Below are 16,685 nucleotides of genomic sequence, written 5' to 3'. Positions count from 1 at the left end.
AAAAGTAAAATTAACGTGTTGAATGTTAATATTAAGTTATGTATATTAATTTGAATAAATATTCATTAGTTGGACACTCACCTTTGTTGAAAGTGGGATTTAATCCGTCTAATAAGCTGTTATAAGCCAATGCTTCAGGGAGTAGTATGCAATTAACTGATAATCTAGTAAAAAGTATATTCGATAACATCAGAAATTTTGTTCTTTCATCAGTTGTTATAGCCATATCAGTAATTATCTTGCGAGATAATTATGCAGCGGATCATAATACGTATCAATATTTCATAGGGACAATATCTCTAATCGCAGGCATTGGTTTATTCTCTTTAAATGTAGTACATGCGTGGAAAAAACTTGATACAGTCATTTCAAATCTATGGCTGAAAGTACCACTGCTTGTACTTTATGCGTTAGTTGCGATTGAATTTGTCCGAGTTCTTTGGGTAATTAGAGTTGGCTTATAACAAGGCGTTCAAACGGACAAAAAACAGTTGGCTGTTTCACTCCGTTCACATTATAGCCAACAATTTTTTGCCGCTTAACGTGGCGTTATATTTATCAAAGGAGTTGAGTAAGCATGAAGTTTTTAATTATAATTTTAACCTTTCTTCTATCTGCGTGTGGGACTATTCAAACAGGTAATGATGTTTTTGATGCAATTTATTCGGGAACCTCCGCTGTAATAGACAGTAAAGGTGCTTCATCAAAATGCGAACAAGGTCATGCCCAAGATAGGGTGAATTGCCGTAACAGAAAACAGGCACAAGTAGATGCAATTAATAAGTCTATTAAGAAAAGCAGTAGTAAATAAATATAACAAGAACTTCAAACGGAAAAAATACAGTTGGCTGTTTCACTCCGTTCACATTATAGCCAACTATATTTTTCCGCTTAAGTAGGCGTTAGTTGTCCGCACTAAATCGAATGATTTTATTTATCGTTTAGTGCAAATCGCATAGTCTTGCGTTTGGTTCAATTCTTTGGTTTGGCAATGGAAGTGCCGTTCAATCTAGCTTCCTTTTTGCCCAACCCAGTTTTCGCCTTTCGCAGTTTAAGGGTTTAATCGCTTTAGTTTTTTTAAGGCTCAAAGTTCATGTTTAGGTGTCTATTGCGGAAGCGTTCTTTGGTTCTTCCTCCTATATGTAAACATGATAACTTATTGTAATATTGGTAGTTTTAACTACTAGCAACTAACAAGGCAATCAAACGGACACGCAATAGTTGGCTGCGTTTCGCTTCGCTACACATTTTAGCCAACTATTACTTAGCCGCTTATTGCGGCGTTATATTTATTGGAGCATACGGATATGTCATTTACCAAATTACTTTCTTTATTGTGGGTTGTCGGATTAAGCGGTTGTAGTTCTAATCCAAGTTATAATTCAGCGGCTAGTTGCGGATCCTTAACCCCTGTATGTTTAGCAATAGCAGCTACTGAAGATATGATTACTAATGACGGAGACTCTTCTCGAAAATGTTCAGATATGACAGGTGATAAAAGAAAGTCTTGTGAAGCGCAAGTAGAATCTTTAAAAAAACATATCAGTGATGCAAGTAATAAATAAATATAACAACACGCCCTGAGGTGGACAACAAGTTTAAATTAGCTATTTATTGCAAATTTTAACAGCGGCGAACCTCTTCGTTTCAGTGCTTCTAAATATTTTGATTCGTCGTAAGGAGTATTGGTCTTCCAGCACCTAAATACGATCCTGATCCACTTGAAAGCCAGTGCTCTTATAATACTATTATGTGGCTTTCCTTTACTTTTTTGTTGCTCATAATAAGCCTTCGCCCAGAATGAATATCGTATCGAAAAACCAGCCCATTCAACAAACGTTTGCCTTAAAAAAGTAGGACAACTATAGCGCCAATGTGTCCATGTCTTTTTACCGCTGCTTTCAATAACGGGTGCAATACCCGCATACTTCTGCATCTGTGAAGCATCCGTATAACGTTCTCTATTGTGCCCAAAAGCGACTAATAAGCGCGGTGCTAGTTGTGGACCTGCGCCAGGTAAACTATCAAAAATAGCCTTGTCTTGTTGTTTTTTATACAGCTGTTTTATTGCTTTATCCAATTGTTCAATACCCGTAAGCAACACCTTGAATTGTGCGATAAGCACTTCCACTAACAGTTGATTAGGGGCTATTACACCTTCATCTTCGGTTAACGGAACGGCTGCTTTAATGCTAAGTAATCGAGCATTATTGACGGTTTCATAATGTGAGTTGTGACGATTAAAGAAGTCTAATAAGGTTTGCTTTCTGGCTTTTTTAACTGCGGTGAGCGATGGCCATTGACTGATGAAATCACAAAAGATAAAGGTATCTTTTTCTTTAAACCATTCAAGCGCTTGAGGGTAGTAGTTCTTCAAAGTTGCGGTTATTTTATTTGATAAATCGACGCTATCTTGTACTAAACTACGACGATACTCAACCAGTTGCGCTAATGCTCTCATTGATGTTGATTCAGGTACTATCACTGAGAGTTTATCTATGTGAAATTTAATCATTTCAACTTGTATGAATGCATCGGTCGGGTCATTTTTTGCGCCGCTAGGCGTGAATGCTTTGCGGTAATTTGCGACCGCGGATGGATTCACCGTAAATAAGACGAGGTGGTCATATTTTGCGAGCGCATAAATTAAAGGACCTTTTTTAAGTTCACACACAATAGCAATTTTCTGATCGGGATAACGCCATTTAAGATCCATTGCCCATTTTTGAAGCGCTTCGGGTTTATGTTTTATAACGGTGTAGTGATATTGTTCAGTGTTTTTTGGGTGCTCACAAATATCATGTTTTTTGTCAGCCCAATCGATCCCAATAAGGGCAGCGAAATCATCGACGTTATATTCTTTCATTTTGATGCTCCAGCGAGTAAAGTTATAGATGGAATGTGCTTAAATCTCGTTTCTCGCAGGTCTTATAGATAGTCGTGGTGGGCGATCCCTGAGTATGCGTTTTGAAATGAGTTGCTCTGTTGGCTCGAACGTCTTGTTAGAAACATTGGATGTTTGAAATTCAATATTCGTAACCAACAGAAGCATGTTCCACCTAATCTAATAGTAAGTTACTTTATTGAATTAAGTGGCTTGGTCGAACTATAAGCTGTTCAAGCGGGACAAATTACAGTTGGCTGTTTCGCTCCGCTCACATTATAGCCAACTACAATTTGCCCCTTAACAGGGCGTTAGTTGTCCGCACTAAATCGAATGATTTTATTTATCGTTTAGTGCAAATCGCATAGTTTTGCGTTTGGTTCAATTCTTTGGTTTGGCAATGGAAGTGTCGTTCAATCTAGCTTCCTTTTTTCCCAACCCAGTTTTCGCCTTTCGCAGTTTAATAGTTTTAATCGCTTTAGTTTTTTTAAGGCTCAAAGTTCATGTTTAGGTGTCTATTGCGGAAAGGTTCTTTGGTTCTTCCTCCTGCCTCTTTAACATGATAACTTATTGTAATATTAGTGGTTTTAACTACCAGCAACTAACAAGGCAATCAAACGGACACGCAATAGTTGGCTGCGTTTCGCTTCGCTACACATTTTAGCCAACTATTACTTAGCCGCTTATTGCGGCGTTAGCATGATTAGGATGTTCAATATGAGACAAATGTTTTTATTAATATGGATGATAGTTTTTTGCCCAATTGTTCTTGCGGTAGAATCCGAAAAAGATATTCAATATCATAATGTTGTTGAAGAAACGATTGCAAATACTGGGTTTAATGGCACCGTTTTGATAAGTAAAGATGGACGTATGATTTTTCATGAAAATATAGGGTTTTCCGATGATGATAGGACAACCCCAATATCAAACAAACACTTGTTTTGCCCAGGCTCAGTAGGTAAAGAGTTTACTACCATATCGATTATGCAGCTCGTTGAGCAAGGGAAATTAAGTTATGAAGACAGCATTTCTGACTATATACCAGGTTTTCCTTTTTGGGCAAAAAATATAACTGTAGAGCATATACTTACTCATACTTCAGGTTTACCTAAGGTCAAATGGGAAAAATATATTGATACTTCCGATGTGATAAAGCAGATGAAAAATAGCACTCTAGCTTTCGAACCTGGAAATGATTATCTTTATACAAATTTAAATGTAGTTGTGCGAGCTTTGATTGTAGAGAGAATAACGGGCGACACTTATTCTAATTTTGCTAAAGAGTTTATTTTCGATGTTGCAGGAATGACTGATTCATATTTTCAAGTAGATGCTAATAATCTTTCCAAGTTAAAAGTAACAGGTGACTATCCAACTGCTGTGAATGGGGTGACTTTATATGTTACACCACTCGACTTGTTAAAATTTGAAACTGCCTTAAGGGGTTCCTTACTTCTGCCCATCGAGAAGATAAAAAAGACCTTGCTAGGTGATGAATTATCCGGGAAGCGTAATCGCGCTTACTTTGACTTTGGGAAGTTTTACAACGATAAACATGGAAGTATTGTCTATTGGGAGCATGATGGTTCTAATCCTAGCCATCACACAATCAAACATTCTGATTTTAAAAACGACTATACAATAATACTAATGTCTAGTGACGGCAATAAATCAACTCTGTACAAAATTAGAGATGCGTTAAAGATCCAGCTAGGAAAGAATAATTCGGTTGAGACTTAAGGACATCATGCTAACAAGTCACTCAAAAGGACAAAAAACAGTTGGCTTTTTGCTCCTTCGTCGCTAATTTTAACCAACAATTTTTTGCCTCTTAGTGAGGCGTTATGCTCTTAAGCCTGATGGTCAGGTTTATATTATCTAAAGTTTATTAAAGGGAATTATTATGCTTTTGTTTCACATCATCGCAGGTTCATTTGTACTATTATTTGGTATAGGCGCTTTGATCTTCTCTAAAGGAGAAAAATTACATAGGTATAGTGGTAATTTGTTTTTCTTTTCATTGTTACTAATGGCAGGAAGTGGGGCCTATTTTGCCGATGACCCTACGATCGCTATTTCATCTGTGTACTTCGCTTCAACAGCATGGGTTATAGTTCTGATGCCAGAAAAGAAAATAGGTGTTTTTGACATAGTAGCGTTTATTGTCATTTCAGTTATAAGTGCGAATTTCTTTTATGCTGCAATCACTTCAGAACCAGGCTTCATGGTTACTATGTTTTATATATTTGGAAGTGTTGCTTTACTTGCAGCACTTCTCGATTTGAATATGATTATACGTGGTGGAATATCCGGTGCTCATCGTATTGCGCGACATCTGTGGCGTATGTGTTATGCATTACTAGGAGCGGTACTTTCCTTTGTTGCGAATACATCAGATAAATGGCCTAATTTCATTGATGCAAACTTACCGATTTATTTGTTAATTGTAATAATTTTTTATTGGCTAATTCGCGTATTATTTACGAAGTGGTTTGACAAAAGAAAAGATGTAATTGGGAAGGGTTCTACTCTTTTAAGTGGTAAGTTGAGTCAATAGATACAGAGCATAACAAGCCATTCAAGCAGGTGATGATCTTCCCCCGCTTTAACGGACACCAAAATCTAACTAAAGATGAGGTGTTCTATGCCAAAGTACAACAATCCAAGGCGTACTTGGAAGTATTCAAACGACTTTAAAGTCAACGCTGTACAACTGAGTTTTGTTGTCAGCGTCACCATAAAATCCGTTGCTGAAAAACTCGACATACACCCATTTATGATGTCACGATGGCGAAAAGAGTATCGTGAAGGGATCATTGTGGTGGATAAACGTAAAAAAGTAGCGGGTCAAAAAAAAACCAAAAAAGTGCTCACCAAAGAGCAACAACTTGAACGCGAAAACAAACAACTCAAGGAGGAGCTGTATATCCTAAAAAAGTGGCAAAGGTTTCTTGGGGAAGAACATCAAGCCGATATCGATGCATCGAAAAACTCAGAGCCGATATAAAGGTCGTGAGGTTACTGGAATTTTTTGATGTATCTAAAAGTGGCTATTACGATTGGCGTGAACGTCAACCGAGTGCCCGTGCGATAGAAGATGTGGAGCTTAAACAAAAAATCCAACAAATATTCACCGAGTATAAAGGGCGCTATGGTAGTCCTCGCATATTTAAGACCCTACAAAAGCAAGGATACAATATCGGTAAGAAACGTGTTGAACGCTTGTATCGTGCGCTTGGGCTAGTTGCTAGAGTGATGAGAGTGACAACACGCTCTGCGCTTTATAAGCGCTTTCTTACCACAGGAAAAAATTTACGACCTGATGGTGAAGTGCCATTGGTTAAAGATAAAGTATGGGTAGCCGATGTCACGTATTTGAAAGTGAAAGTGAAAGGCGTATGGCGTTATTTATCGGTCATCATGGATTTATACTCACGGCGTATTATTAGTTGGAGTTTAGATAAAAATAGAACCATGGAAGTCACCAAACGGACACTAAAAAATGCGATTAAGAAACGTAAACCGCCAGGTGATTTAATGCTCCATACCGATAGAGGTGTAGAATATCGAGGGCAAGTTTATCAAAAAGTATTGAAACGACATGGGATAATTCATAGCTTGAGTCGAGCAGGGAAATGTACGGACAATGCCCATATGGAGTCATTTTTTCATTCAATGAAAACAGAAGTTATTCGCGGTAATATTTTTAAAAGCGATAAGGAATTACGGGGAACGCTTGGCAGTTACATCAACAAATACTACAATGCGTTGAGGATGCATTCAGGTATAAACTATTGTTCACCGATGGAATATGAAGCTATAGCGGCGTGATAAAAAATGTGTCCGTTTTATCGGGGGAAGATCACATGAATAAATTCACGTTGCGCGGACAAGAAAAAGTGAATACTCAATGGCAACTGTATTGCCTTGTTCATAACATTGAGAAGTTAAGAATTAGCCTGTATTAGGGCTTGAAATCCCATCATCACACCATTAAAACCGTCTAAAAACATAGAGTAAGAAAGACATTCCCCATTATTTAATATTTAACAATGCAAAAATTAAAATCGCCAAAAACGTAAACGTTTTTGATTGTTAAAAGAAAATAATCCAGTTAGAGTATTTTGATTAAATAATTATAATAAAAACGAGTAATTCTACAGGCTCGTTAGCCGTATAGTTGTAACCTCAAGTTTGTGTGATACTATAGTGATACATTATTTGAGTTCTAAATAGGATTTACCATGAGAGTTGAACTTGTTACGACACTTAAGCGTCAAGCGACCAAAATTTTAGCTGATCTCCACATATCTAAAGAACCAGTGTTAATTACTGAGCATGGCCAACCATCAGCTTATTTAGTTGATGTTGAAGATTATGAATTTATGCAACAACGAATGGCAATTCTTGAGGGTGTTGCACGCGGTGAGCAAGCAATTAAAAACGGTAATACATTCTCGAATCAAGAAGCAAAAGAGAAAATGGGCAAATGGCTGAAATAATTTGGACATCTCCAGCTCTTGATGATTTAAACGATATTGCTGAGTATATTGCTTTAAGTAATATTGATGCGGCTAAGAAATTGACTCACAAAATATTTGATAAAATATCTAGGCTAGAAGATCATCCTGAATCAGGTAAAAGGCCACTTGAATTAAGCAACTTAAATTACCGTGAAGTTAATGTTAATCCTTGTCGTATTTTCTATAAAGTGGATAGTGACAAAGTTTATATTTTACATGTCATGCGTCATGAGCGAGATCTTCGTAGATTTCTTCTACAGAGTTAAATACGGCTAACAAGTCATTAAAGCAGGACAAAAAACAGTTGGCTGTTTGCTCCTGCGTCGCTTATTTTAGCCCCTTATTGGGGCGTTGGTGTTTATTAACATTCAAATTGTTCTATACTAAATAATGAATTTTTAAATAAGGACTTTTATAATGACTAAATACATACTTTTATTAGCGGTAATTACATACATTCCAAATGCATTAGCTAAAAGCAACGAGGAAAACTACGATCTTACAAAAGAGTTAGCGCAATGTTACGTTGCACATGAATTATCGAGAAATATAAATGAAGCTAATACATTAAAAAGCTTTTTAAGAAAACTGCCCTCACAGAATGAAGTTAACCAGTTAATTAATTATTCATTCAACTATCAACGAACTAGCGAGTTAGCCCTCAGTAATGCGTTTAGCAAATATTGTTCAAATGCAACCGATAAAATAGAGATTTTAACTACATCGCTATTAACACCTAACAAGGCAATTAAGTAGGACTAAATTTAGCCTCTTAATGGGGCGTTGGTATGACTCCCCACGTCAAGTTAAATACACTGATCCTTGTTCATTAATTTAAGCACCATTGTATTCACTTTTAGTATTAAGTGAGTTAACGCATAGAATGAAGCAAGTAATTTCGTCGGTTATCATGCTGATATTCGTGGATTACTAACCTATTAGTTAGCAGCGCCTACCTTACTCATTTCGTCGTGGCACCTGTCTTCAGTCTATGTTCGTGGTTCAATAGCCGCTAGGCTATTGCCATCCTAACGCCGTCGGTGGTTGTGCCACACCCTATGCTTGATCCCATGCGCTAACTCAACACCTTTTTTTAGACAGTTATTCATGCAGGTACTCTCGATATTCTTAGCTTCACATCAATCTTTGGTAGCACTACCTCGCGAGAAATAGCCCAAATATAAGCGATCATTTCTCTGGCGATGGCCGTAACGACCACATTACGATGTTTGCCTTTGTGCATGAGTCGATTATATCGTCTGCATAACCTCAATTGTGCTTGCCATGCCATATCGATGATTTTTTTACTTAATCCTTCCTGCCTTAATTGCATTTCTTTTGATATATCGGCGTTGTGTTTGTACGAGTGTGCACCTTCGACCAGTAGTCGTCTTACACGGCTATTACCGCATTTGGTAATAGCACCTAAGTGGCGTTTATCGCCACTTGAATATTCACTTGGTACCAGACCAAGGTAACTCATTAATTTTCTGGGATGGTCGAATCGTGATAAGTCACCTAATTCGGCAATCACTCCTGTGGCCACTAATAACCTCACACCACGGAGAGCCTGTATCGCTTTAACTACAGGATAAAACCGCCAGTTTTTTACTTGATGTGTTAATTCATTATCCAGCCTTTTTAAGCGTTTTAGTCGCTCAGTAATGGTTGAAACCGCTTCTTGCAAAACAATTTGCTAACAAGGATGCGGTAGCACTAATTCAGCGAGCCAACGCAAATACTGTAATGACCAGTTATCTTTTATTTTGCTGTTAATGTTGTTACGTAACAAGAGTGCTTTAAGTTGATATTTAGCATCTTTTAAGTCTTTCATGCCGGTTTCACGAGCTCGTGATAAATCACGTAAGGCTTCATCTTCGGGCTCAGGGACATAGATAGGGGTTAAATCTTCAGACTTGAGCAGCTTGGCAAGTTTGAGCGCATCACGTTTATCGGTTTTGATTTTCTCTCCTGGTTTTTTAGGGATAAGCGAAGGTGCAATGACATAGCAGCAATGATTAAGACTGGTGAGCAAGCGGTAAATCCAATAGCCACAAGGGCCAGCTTCGTAAACAAAATGAAGTGTGGCATCTGGGTATTTTGAGACTAATTGTCGCGCTAGTTTTGTAAAGGCGGCTTTATTACTGAGTATTTTACCTAGATGCGTTGATTTAGCGCCACGTTGGTCTTCAATATAAGCGACTTCAGTAAATGTTTTATGAGTATCTAAGCCAATGAAAAGTATGTTATGTTTTATCATGCTAGCCTCTTTTTTTAGTTGTTTGACACACTAATTATGGCGCTGGTTTGTAAAACTAACCCACGTTTAGAGGCTAGCACCTTGTGGGGAGTCATTGTGTCTGTGGCTGTAGAATAACTAATTCAGCCAAAAGTACTAAAATTTGTGTGTTCCTGTATCGCGCTGTAGACGATTTACTCGATATAGGTAATGCATTTGGTACCCCGATTTTTAGGAGGAATTCATAATAAACGAGTTATTCTAAAAGTTCGTTATGTGCTTATTCAACTTTAGGAGATTGTTATGGTTAATATAAATCACCGAATTGGTATTAATGCTTTACCTGAAAAAATCTATGAAGCATTAACTACAGATGATGGTCTAAAAAAATGGTGGACTAACGATATATCTGGAGCGGGAATGGAAGGCTCAACGATTAAATTTCGTTTTAACGGTGGAGGTCCAGATTTTACGGTTACAAAACTTATTCCAAATAAAACTGTATGTTGGAAACATTCGGGTAATATACCAGAATCATGGATGGATACAGAGATTTCATTTCAGTTAGAAACTGGTGAGAATCAAACCTTTGTAAGGTTTACTCATTCAAACTGGAATGAAACGACAGATTTTATGGCTCATTGTAATACTAAATGGGCAGTATTCTTACTCAGCCTCAAGGATGCGCTTGAAACTGGTAAGGGAACCCCCTTTCCAAATGACATACAAATAGATCATTCTTGATAAGTAATCACTTAAGCTGTTCAACAAGGACAAAATATAGTTGGCTGTTTTCACTCCGTTCAACATTTTAGCCAACTATATTTTTCCGCTTAAGTAGGCGTTGAGGCTGTATAATAGCTAGTTCAGCCAAAACGACTAATACTTTGTATTCCTGTATCGCACCGTAGACGATTTACTCGATATAGGTAATGCATTTGGCACCCCGATTTTAGGGGGGAATTCATAATAAACGAGTTATTTTACAAGTTCGTTATATGCCCTTCGGGTTTTGGAGTTAATCATGGATATTGATGAAAATAAAATAGATGAGGCAGCCCTAGCTTTAATGTATCTCACATTGCATGATCACTTTCGAGCATGGAAACAGATTGACTGGGAAGTGACTAAGAGATTACATGAAAAAGGTTTAATTTGTGATCCCGTTGGTAAAGCTAAATCTGTTGTATTAACAGATGAAGGGCTCAAAAAATCTGAAGAGTTGTTTAATAAGCTATTCGCAAAAAGTTGAGCGGTAAACTGGGCATATAAGCTGTTAAAGCGGGATAAATTACAGTTGGCTAGTTCCGTTTCGCTTTACATTTTAGCCAACTAAAATTTACCCCTTAACAGGACGTTGACAATATCAATATTAGAGTACTATTAAAATGAATAACAAATTAAAAGGCGGATGCCTTTGCGAATCAGTAACATATCAATGTAGTAGCGAACCAGAAGCAACGATGCTTTGTCATTGTCTAGAATGTCAAAAATGGACTGGGTCATCTTATGCAACTATGTGCCTGTTTGAAGATAAGAATATTTCAATCACAGGAAAGCTAAAAGAATTCAAAGTAACCACCGACTCTGGAAATCTTATGAGCAAGTTTTTTTGCCCAGAATGCGGCACACATATTTTCGAGTCTTCTGCATGGCTTCCCAATTACACAGCACTTGCGGCAGGCAGCTTAAATGATCAAAGCTTAATTAAGCCATCTGCTCAATGCTGGACAAAAAGAATGCTTCCTTGGGTTAAAGAAACACATGAATTACCCGCCTTTGAAGAGAATCCTCCAATTAATACATAACAAACGCATCAAATCTGACTCCGCAGTTTATGCGGGCGTTAGGGCTAAAATTCTAGCCTGCGACATATCCATCTAAAGGAATAGAAAAATGAAAAAAACATTACTAATATTATCATTTTCATCAATGTTAATTTCCTGCTCATCGATAAACACTAACCAAGAAAAAACAGAGTATTTAGATTTAACAAATGATTATGACCAAAGTATTTTCGATACATATTGGAAGATAATGAAAGGGTTAACCCAAAATATCCAATAAAAGCAGCAATGAAAAAAATTTCTGGATGTGTAGAGTTACTTATAAAAATCAATGAAAAAGGTGATGTACAAGAGTATAAAATCAATAAATCTTATCCAAAAAGACTATTTGATGAAAGCGCTCAAGCCTCATTAGCAACATGGAAATATAAACCTACCAAGGAAAATACAACGAATCAACCAGTTTTAACCTTGGTTCAAATGGATTTTGAATTTAGTAAAGATGTTGTTGATAGTAGCTTTCAAAAGCATTGTATATCTAAATAGGGCGTTTAGCCCTAACAACTTAAAGAGGGACAAAATAAAGTTGGCTGTTTTGTTCACTCCGTTCACCTATTTTAGCCAACTCTATTTTGCCCCTTAAGTGGGCGTTAGCATGCAAGGAAAGCATATGTTTAAATCTTTTTGGCAAAACCCTACTTCTGAACTAGCCAATGTATTGGCTTTTATTTTTGCATTTTTTATGGCTGAATTTGCGTTTTATAAGCTAAATTTTAATTATCTTTTTTTTCCTGATTCGTTTGACCCACTTTATTTTGTAATTAAAATTATTACAATTTTAGTCTTCTATCAAATTTGGATAAAATTTTTCAATTGGCTTTATTCAAAATAAAAATAGTTTGGTGTAAAGCATGCTAACAAGAACTTCAAACGGAAAATGATCTTCCCCCGATAAAGCGGAACAATACCTAATAATGAAAATATTTTTACTTACACATGAGCGTGAATTACATAGGGCAACTAATACCGGCGCTCTGGCACTAGAAAGTGCTAATGAAATTGTTGAACGTATAATCTGGGAAAGAGTAAACCCTAATAAAGACCTGACTCGACTCATAGAAAATAATGAGGCGGTATTATTATATTCGAAGGCAGAATCATCGTCTGCAGCATCAAGGCCAACAATTGAAGAGTATGAAAACATTATTATTATTGATAGCACATGGCAGGAATCAAATAAAATCTTCAACCAGAGCTCGTATTTAAAAAATGCGCCACAATGCACTTTGAAAACGGCAAATGCTTCGTTATATAACCTGAGAGCCAATCAACCTAAAGGTGGCCTATGCACCATCGAATGCATAATCGAAGTATTAAGGCTTAAAGGACAAGATAAAATGGCAGCAGAATTATCATTAAAATTTGAGCAATTTAATGGCTAAAAACTTAACAAAATATTAAACTAAAAATTAGGGTTGGCTGCGTCTACGCTATTTTTATTGAATGAACAAGCTAAAAAACCACTGTAAAATATCTAGCTATCGTACTAAATATCTAGCTAAAGTCCTATAAGTCATGATTGTTATTCTAAATAAAGTCAGGTTGGCTTAAACCTTGTTGTTCATTTTTCAAGGAGTGTGTGTTCTGGTTAAATTGGCACGCTAAATTTATGGCAGCGAAACAAGAGCAATTTGGACGTTATAGTGGCAAATCAAATGAAAATTCGGTTGAATCTGATGCTTTGCATGGTAACGGTAATAAGAAGTGTTTAAGATACCCCCGTCATCATTCAAATTTCTTGTTTTATTCGCTTTAAAAAGCCCGTTATCCTGTTGCATTCAATCCTAATAGCTGGCTATTAGTCAAGCATGTACCTTGTAGTTAATATTTTTAATCCGACTAAAATCTACGTACTTTGAATGGTCATAACATTTGGCATTTGCCACTCATCATTGATTATTTAACGCGGAATTTACATGAATTTAGAACAAGCTTTATTGGTAATAGGTAATGCACATGACAATGAACTACCTGTTGCCGCGCTCGACGTAGCTAAAACGAATTGGTCAGCATTTTATGCTGAATTAGAGCAGATAATAGATCAATTTGTCGCAGATGATAGTTCGCTAACCGATGAGCAGAATGCCGTTTTATTTTTTGGCACCTTATTATTAGCAGAATTAAAATATTCTCCTGCGCTGTCAAAGTGCTTACAGCTTTTTTCGTGCAGTGACTCGTTTTTAACGCCTATTGAAGGGGTGTTTGGTGATGCGATTACTGAATTAACATCAACCTTATTTTATAATGTCGCCAATGGTAATACACAAGCCTTGTCTGACTATATTGTTGATGGTCATCAAGCTATGTATGGCAAAGCATCTGCTATGGAAGCGGTATTTGCTCAATACGAGGTGGGCACTATTGATAAAGCTGAATTAAGTGAACATATTACGCTTTGGTTAGCCGCATTTTTGGCTTTACCCAGTTCAATCAGTAGTTTTTTAATGAGCGCATTAGCTGATTCTTGTATCGAATATCAACTTGATGATCTTAAAAGTCAGTTTATTAGCTTATGTGATAAAGACGTATTTGATGAATACCGCTTTAAACAAGATGAAGTAAAAGCATGGCAAAGTGTTGATGGGCGTAAGTTGATTGAGTCTGGCATTATTCAAACAGAGTTTAATCTTGTTGACACCTTAAACTCTTGGGCTGAAGGTGATGGCTCAGATGATGAAGTATTCGACAATCCTTCAATCGATAGCCTTTCAAGCGATAACCTTTCAAACGACAACCTTGATGTATTTGATTCGTTAATGGGCGAGGGCGGTTTGTTGTCTAATATCTTGTACGACGAAAATACCATTTTAGAGAACAGTGTGCCCGTAAGCTCATTAGCAACGGCTGGCCGCAATGATCCTTGCCCGTGTGGTAGTAACAAGAAATATAAAAAGTGTTGTTTACAGTAAAACAGTAAGTTGAAATAGCCAAAATAAGATTGCTGAATAACATCAGCAATCACAGTATAATTGCACATTATCATCAGGTATTTAATCAAAGGTATTTAAAAAGCAGTATGGCAGAACAATTAAATTATCCCGAACTAACCTTTACCCAGCTTGATCTAACTGAAGCACATACCTCAGATGCCATAAAACCTGAGGCAATAAGAAAGTGTACACAGGTTGCTGAGTTAAACAGTGATGATATTGATAAAGCTGTGCCTAAAATTGTGCTTGCTACCCTCAACGCTAAATACTTTCACACCAGTTTTGGTTTACGTTATCTTTACGCTAATTTAAAAGAATTACAGGATTATTGTGAAATAAAAGAGTTTATTATTCAAACTCGCCCCATTGATATTGTTGAACAAATTCTTGCGTCAAAACCTGATATTGTTGGGTTTGGGGTCTATATTTGGAACATTGTTGAAACTACCGATGTGGTTAGCTTATTAAAAGTTATCGCGCCTGACATTAAGATTATTTTAGGTGGGCCAGAAGTAAGTTATGAAACTGAGCAGCAAGCCATTGTTGCCAATGCCGATTATGTATTGACAGGTCCGGCAGATTTAAGTTTTTATCAACTGTGTAAAGACATTATAAATAACACGCCACCCGATAAAAAAATAGTTCACTCTAAACCCGTTGAATTAAATGAGTTAGCATCACCTTATCAGTATTATACCGATGAAGATTTAACTCATCGTTTGCTTTATGTTGAAGCCTCGCGTGGTTGCCCGTTTAAGTGTGAGTTTTGTTTATCGTCTTTAGATAAAACCTCTGTGCCATTTGAGATAGTCATATTTCTGGAGCAAATGGAAATTTTATATAACCGTGGCGCACGTAATTTTAAGTTTATTGATAGAACCTTTAACTTAAACATTAATACCACGATGAAAATTATGCAGTTTTTCTTAGACCGAATGACTAACGACTTGTATCTGCATTTTGAAGTTGTACCTGATCATCTGCCTAGAAAGTTAAAAGAGGTGTTAGCGCAATTTCCAGAGGGCAGTTTGCAATTTGAAATTGGTATACAAACCTTTAATACACAAGTACAAAAAAATATTAGCCGTAAGCAAAACAACGCTAAGTCGAAAGACAATTTAATCTGGTTAAAAGATCATACCCACGCGCATATTCATGCTGATCTTATTTTTGGTTTACCCGGCGAAACCTTCGAGACCTTTAAAGACAGCTTCAACCAACTTTATCATTGTCGTCCGCATGAAATTCAAATGGGTATATTGAAACGTTTGAAAGGTAGCCCGATTATTCGACATACCGAAGCATTTGATTTGCGTTTTAATCCCTTGCCGCCTTTTAATATCTTAAGTACCGACCGGGTGAGCTTTACCACCATGCAACGTATTAATCGCTTTGCTCGCTATTGGGACATGATTGGTAATTCAGGACGTTTTAAATACGCTTTACCCCATATGTTGTCGGATGAACCGTTTGATGATTTTATGGCGATTACCGAGTGGATTTTTAATAAAACCGGGCAAATTCATAAAATTAACCTGAAAAAGTTATTTGAGCTAATTTCACAAGCGGTTGAAGCTTTGTATCCTGAAAAGCATGAAGCGGTTATCGAAAAGATAGAGCAAGATTACGAAGCAGCTAAATTGAAAAGCTTGTTTAGCAGCTTGAGCCTTTATGCGGTGCCACAAGCAGCAGCTAGGGTTAAGAATAAATCATTGCAGCGACAACAAAGGCATATGAGTTAATAGCTGATTAAATGTCATCATTTTTTATCAGCTACAAGTGTGGCAGGACATAATAGCCGCTTCTGCTTGCTCGAGCCTCATAGGTATTTTTTTGGTTATCTTCCAGCCCGTAATGCGGCAAAAATGAACCCTATTGAAGCTCTGTCAAGGGATTAGGGGGAGTTCAAACGCTTTAGCGCTCAGAGAATAGGCAATATTTAATTTATCGCAGATTATAAGAAAGGCGTTGAATCAAAGTAATAGGTTAGCCCCTAAAGTGATTATATCGAGTAAATAGCTTCTGCCATCTGAATTTTTAAAAAGGTTAAAGACTATATTGTTGGCTCAGTTATCTGTCAGGATAAATACAACGCTATGTCTTTACAAACTCATAGCTGCCGTTTAAGTTATATCAATTTCATTAAGTTATTGCCCACTTGTGCTGGTTAAAATACACCAAGGCTACGGTGCTCTCAATCACAATAGCCAGCTATTGCTCAATCAAGCGTCTTGCCCAGATGCATTTTCTCTGCGCACA

General features: G+C 37.0%; 19 protein-coding genes and 1 pseudogene. 18 read left to right on the top strand and 2 right to left on the bottom strand.

The window, feature by feature from the left end:
• Window positions 1–146: 146 nt before the first annotated feature.
• The 3 genes from H4J41_RS13625 (at window position 147) to H4J41_RS13615 (ending at window position 1,565) form a co-directional block, all read left to right on the top strand.
• Window positions 147–464 carry a hypothetical protein gene (locus H4J41_RS13625; protein ID WP_182136734.1) on the top strand — a complete coding sequence of 106 codons (318 nt, stop codon included), beginning with the start codon at window positions 147–149 and terminating at the stop codon, window positions 462–464.
• A 113-nt stretch (window positions 465–577) separates the two neighbouring features.
• Window positions 578–811 carry a hypothetical protein gene (locus tag H4J41_RS13620; RefSeq protein WP_182136733.1) on the top strand — a complete coding sequence of 78 codons (234 nt, stop codon included), beginning with the start codon at window positions 578–580 and terminating at the stop codon, window positions 809–811.
• Between the two features lie 496 nt (window positions 812–1,307).
• Window positions 1,308–1,565, top strand: a complete 258-nt coding sequence (locus H4J41_RS13615) for a hypothetical protein (RefSeq protein ID WP_182136732.1) — start codon at window positions 1,308–1,310, stop codon at window positions 1,563–1,565.
• Between the two features lie 38 nt (window positions 1,566–1,603).
• Here H4J41_RS13615 and H4J41_RS13610 read toward each other — a convergent pair whose 3' ends face one another.
• Window positions 1,604–2,866 (bottom strand): IS110 family transposase, encoded by a 1,263-nt coding sequence (locus tag H4J41_RS13610; RefSeq protein ID WP_182135141.1) that lies wholly within the window; start codon window positions 2,864–2,866, stop codon window positions 1,604–1,606.
• 735 nt (window positions 2,867–3,601) lie between these two features.
• Between H4J41_RS13610 and H4J41_RS13605 the strand changes: the two genes are divergently transcribed.
• The 7 genes from H4J41_RS13605 (at window position 3,602) to H4J41_RS13575 (ending at window position 8,166) form a co-directional block, all read left to right on the top strand.
• On the top strand, window positions 3,602–4,627 hold the full coding sequence (locus tag H4J41_RS13605) for a serine hydrolase (protein ID WP_182134742.1): 1,026 nt from the start codon (window positions 3,602–3,604) through the stop codon (window positions 4,625–4,627).
• A gap of 163 nt (window positions 4,628–4,790) precedes the next feature.
• Window positions 4,791–5,444, top strand: coding sequence for a hypothetical protein (locus tag H4J41_RS13600; protein WP_182134740.1), 654 nt, complete (start codon window positions 4,791–4,793; stop codon window positions 5,442–5,444).
• A gap of 87 nt (window positions 5,445–5,531) precedes the next feature.
• A protein-coding gene (locus H4J41_RS13595; protein WP_182134738.1) for an IS3 family transposase occupies window positions 5,532–6,718 on the top strand; the annotation gives its coding sequence in 2 pieces (ribosomal slippage) (window positions 5,532–5,817 and window positions 5,817–6,718; 1,188 coding nt in all).
• A complete protein-coding gene (locus tag H4J41_RS13590) occupies window positions 6,715–6,855 on the top strand; it encodes a transposase (RefSeq protein ID WP_404851964.1) in 141 nt (46 codons plus the stop codon). The genes H4J41_RS13595 and H4J41_RS13590 overlap by 4 nt, the downstream gene beginning before the upstream one ends.
• A 276-nt stretch (window positions 6,856–7,131) precedes the next feature.
• Window positions 7,132–7,389 (top strand): type II toxin-antitoxin system Phd/YefM family antitoxin, encoded by a 258-nt coding sequence (locus H4J41_RS13585; RefSeq protein ID WP_182134736.1) that lies wholly within the window; start codon window positions 7,132–7,134, stop codon window positions 7,387–7,389.
• The gene (locus tag H4J41_RS13580) at window positions 7,377–7,676 is read left to right on the top strand and encodes a type II toxin-antitoxin system RelE/ParE family toxin (protein ID WP_182134734.1); all 300 of its coding nucleotides are present in this window, start codon (window positions 7,377–7,379) and stop codon (window positions 7,674–7,676) included. Before H4J41_RS13585 ends, H4J41_RS13580 begins: the two co-directional genes overlap by 13 nt.
• 151 nt (window positions 7,677–7,827) lie before the next feature.
• On the top strand, window positions 7,828–8,166 hold the full coding sequence (locus H4J41_RS13575) for a hypothetical protein (RefSeq protein ID WP_182134732.1): 339 nt from the start codon (window positions 7,828–7,830) through the stop codon (window positions 8,164–8,166).
• A 349-nt stretch (window positions 8,167–8,515) separates the two neighbouring features.
• Here H4J41_RS13575 and H4J41_RS13570 read toward each other — a convergent pair.
• Window positions 8,516–9,670 (bottom strand): annotated as a pseudogene (locus H4J41_RS13570) (IS110 family transposase).
• Window positions 9,671–9,952: 282 nt separating this feature from the next.
• Between H4J41_RS13570 and H4J41_RS13565 the strand changes: the two are divergent.
• The 8 genes from H4J41_RS13565 to H4J41_RS13530 all read left to right on the top strand — a co-directional run bounded on the left by H4J41_RS13565 (window position 9,953) and on the right by H4J41_RS13530 (window position 16,168).
• Window positions 9,953–10,393, top strand: a complete 441-nt coding sequence (locus tag H4J41_RS13565; protein WP_182134730.1) for an SRPBCC domain-containing protein — start codon at window positions 9,953–9,955, stop codon at window positions 10,391–10,393.
• 280 nt (window positions 10,394–10,673) lie between these two features.
• Window positions 10,674–10,901 carry a DUF6429 family protein gene (locus tag H4J41_RS13560; protein WP_182134728.1) on the top strand — a complete coding sequence of 76 codons (228 nt, stop codon included), beginning with the start codon at window positions 10,674–10,676 and terminating at the stop codon, window positions 10,899–10,901.
• Window positions 10,902–11,037: 136 nt separating this feature from the next.
• Window positions 11,038–11,457, top strand: coding sequence for a GFA family protein (locus H4J41_RS13555; protein WP_182134726.1), 420 nt, complete (start codon window positions 11,038–11,040; stop codon window positions 11,455–11,457).
• A gap of 219 nt (window positions 11,458–11,676) precedes the next feature.
• Complete coding sequence (locus tag H4J41_RS13550; protein WP_182134724.1) at window positions 11,677–11,982, top strand: energy transducer TonB; 306 nt, start codon at window positions 11,677–11,679, stop codon at window positions 11,980–11,982.
• A gap of 124 nt (window positions 11,983–12,106) precedes the next feature.
• Window positions 12,107–12,328 (top strand): hypothetical protein, encoded by a 222-nt coding sequence (locus tag H4J41_RS13545; RefSeq protein ID WP_182134722.1) that lies wholly within the window; start codon window positions 12,107–12,109, stop codon window positions 12,326–12,328.
• Between the two features lie 82 nt (window positions 12,329–12,410).
• Window positions 12,411–12,878 (top strand): DTW domain-containing protein, encoded by a 468-nt coding sequence (locus tag H4J41_RS13540; RefSeq protein ID WP_182134720.1) that lies wholly within the window; start codon window positions 12,411–12,413, stop codon window positions 12,876–12,878.
• Window positions 12,879–13,412: 534 nt separating this feature from the next.
• Window positions 13,413–14,405, top strand: a complete 993-nt coding sequence (locus H4J41_RS13535) for a DUF1186 domain-containing protein (RefSeq protein ID WP_182134719.1) — start codon at window positions 13,413–13,415, stop codon at window positions 14,403–14,405.
• 107 nt (window positions 14,406–14,512) lie between these two features.
• The gene (locus H4J41_RS13530; RefSeq protein ID WP_182134718.1) at window positions 14,513–16,168 is read left to right on the top strand and encodes a B12-binding domain-containing radical SAM protein; all 1,656 of its coding nucleotides are present in this window, start codon (window positions 14,513–14,515) and stop codon (window positions 16,166–16,168) included.
• Window positions 16,169–16,685: the final 517 nt, after the last annotated feature.

Source organism: Colwellia sp. MB3u-45, assembly GCF_014077005.1.
Lineage (GTDB): Bacteria > Pseudomonadota > Gammaproteobacteria > Enterobacterales > Alteromonadaceae > Cognaticolwellia.
The sequence above is the reverse complement of the archived record's forward strand: the minus strand, read 5'-3'. Positions and strand labels throughout refer to the sequence as shown.

Excerpts from the sequence above, each read along its gene's own strand:
- H4J41_RS13625 (WP_182136734.1), top strand. The coding sequence starts at position 147 with ATGCAATTAACTGATAATCTAGTAAAAAGTATATTCGATAACATCAGA.
- H4J41_RS13620 (WP_182136733.1), top strand. The coding sequence starts at position 578 with ATGAAGTTTTTAATTATAATTTTAACCTTTCTTCTATCTGCGTGTGGG.
- H4J41_RS13615 (WP_182136732.1), top strand. The coding sequence starts at position 1,308 with ATGTCATTTACCAAATTACTTTCTTTATTGTGGGTTGTCGGATTAAGC.
- H4J41_RS13610 (WP_182135141.1), bottom strand. The coding sequence starts at position 2,866 with ATGAAAGAATATAACGTCGATGATTTCGCTGCCCTTATTGGGATCGAT.
- H4J41_RS13605 (WP_182134742.1), top strand. The coding sequence starts at position 3,602 with ATGAGACAAATGTTTTTATTAATATGGATGATAGTTTTTTGCCCAATT.
- H4J41_RS13600 (WP_182134740.1), top strand. The coding sequence starts at position 4,791 with ATGCTTTTGTTTCACATCATCGCAGGTTCATTTGTACTATTATTTGGT.
- H4J41_RS13585 (WP_182134736.1), top strand. The coding sequence starts at position 7,132 with ATGAGAGTTGAACTTGTTACGACACTTAAGCGTCAAGCGACCAAAATT.
- H4J41_RS13580 (WP_182134734.1), top strand. The coding sequence starts at position 7,377 with ATGGCTGAAATAATTTGGACATCTCCAGCTCTTGATGATTTAAACGAT.
- H4J41_RS13575 (WP_182134732.1), top strand. The coding sequence starts at position 7,828 with ATGACTAAATACATACTTTTATTAGCGGTAATTACATACATTCCAAAT.
- H4J41_RS13565 (WP_182134730.1), top strand. The coding sequence starts at position 9,953 with ATGGTTAATATAAATCACCGAATTGGTATTAATGCTTTACCTGAAAAA.
- H4J41_RS13560 (WP_182134728.1), top strand. The coding sequence starts at position 10,674 with ATGGATATTGATGAAAATAAAATAGATGAGGCAGCCCTAGCTTTAATG.
- H4J41_RS13555 (WP_182134726.1), top strand. The coding sequence starts at position 11,038 with ATGAATAACAAATTAAAAGGCGGATGCCTTTGCGAATCAGTAACATAT.
- H4J41_RS13545 (WP_182134722.1), top strand. The coding sequence starts at position 12,107 with ATGTTTAAATCTTTTTGGCAAAACCCTACTTCTGAACTAGCCAATGTA.
- H4J41_RS13540 (WP_182134720.1), top strand. The coding sequence starts at position 12,411 with ATGAAAATATTTTTACTTACACATGAGCGTGAATTACATAGGGCAACT.
- H4J41_RS13535 (WP_182134719.1), top strand. The coding sequence starts at position 13,413 with ATGAATTTAGAACAAGCTTTATTGGTAATAGGTAATGCACATGACAAT.
- H4J41_RS13530 (WP_182134718.1), top strand. The coding sequence starts at position 14,513 with ATGGCAGAACAATTAAATTATCCCGAACTAACCTTTACCCAGCTTGAT.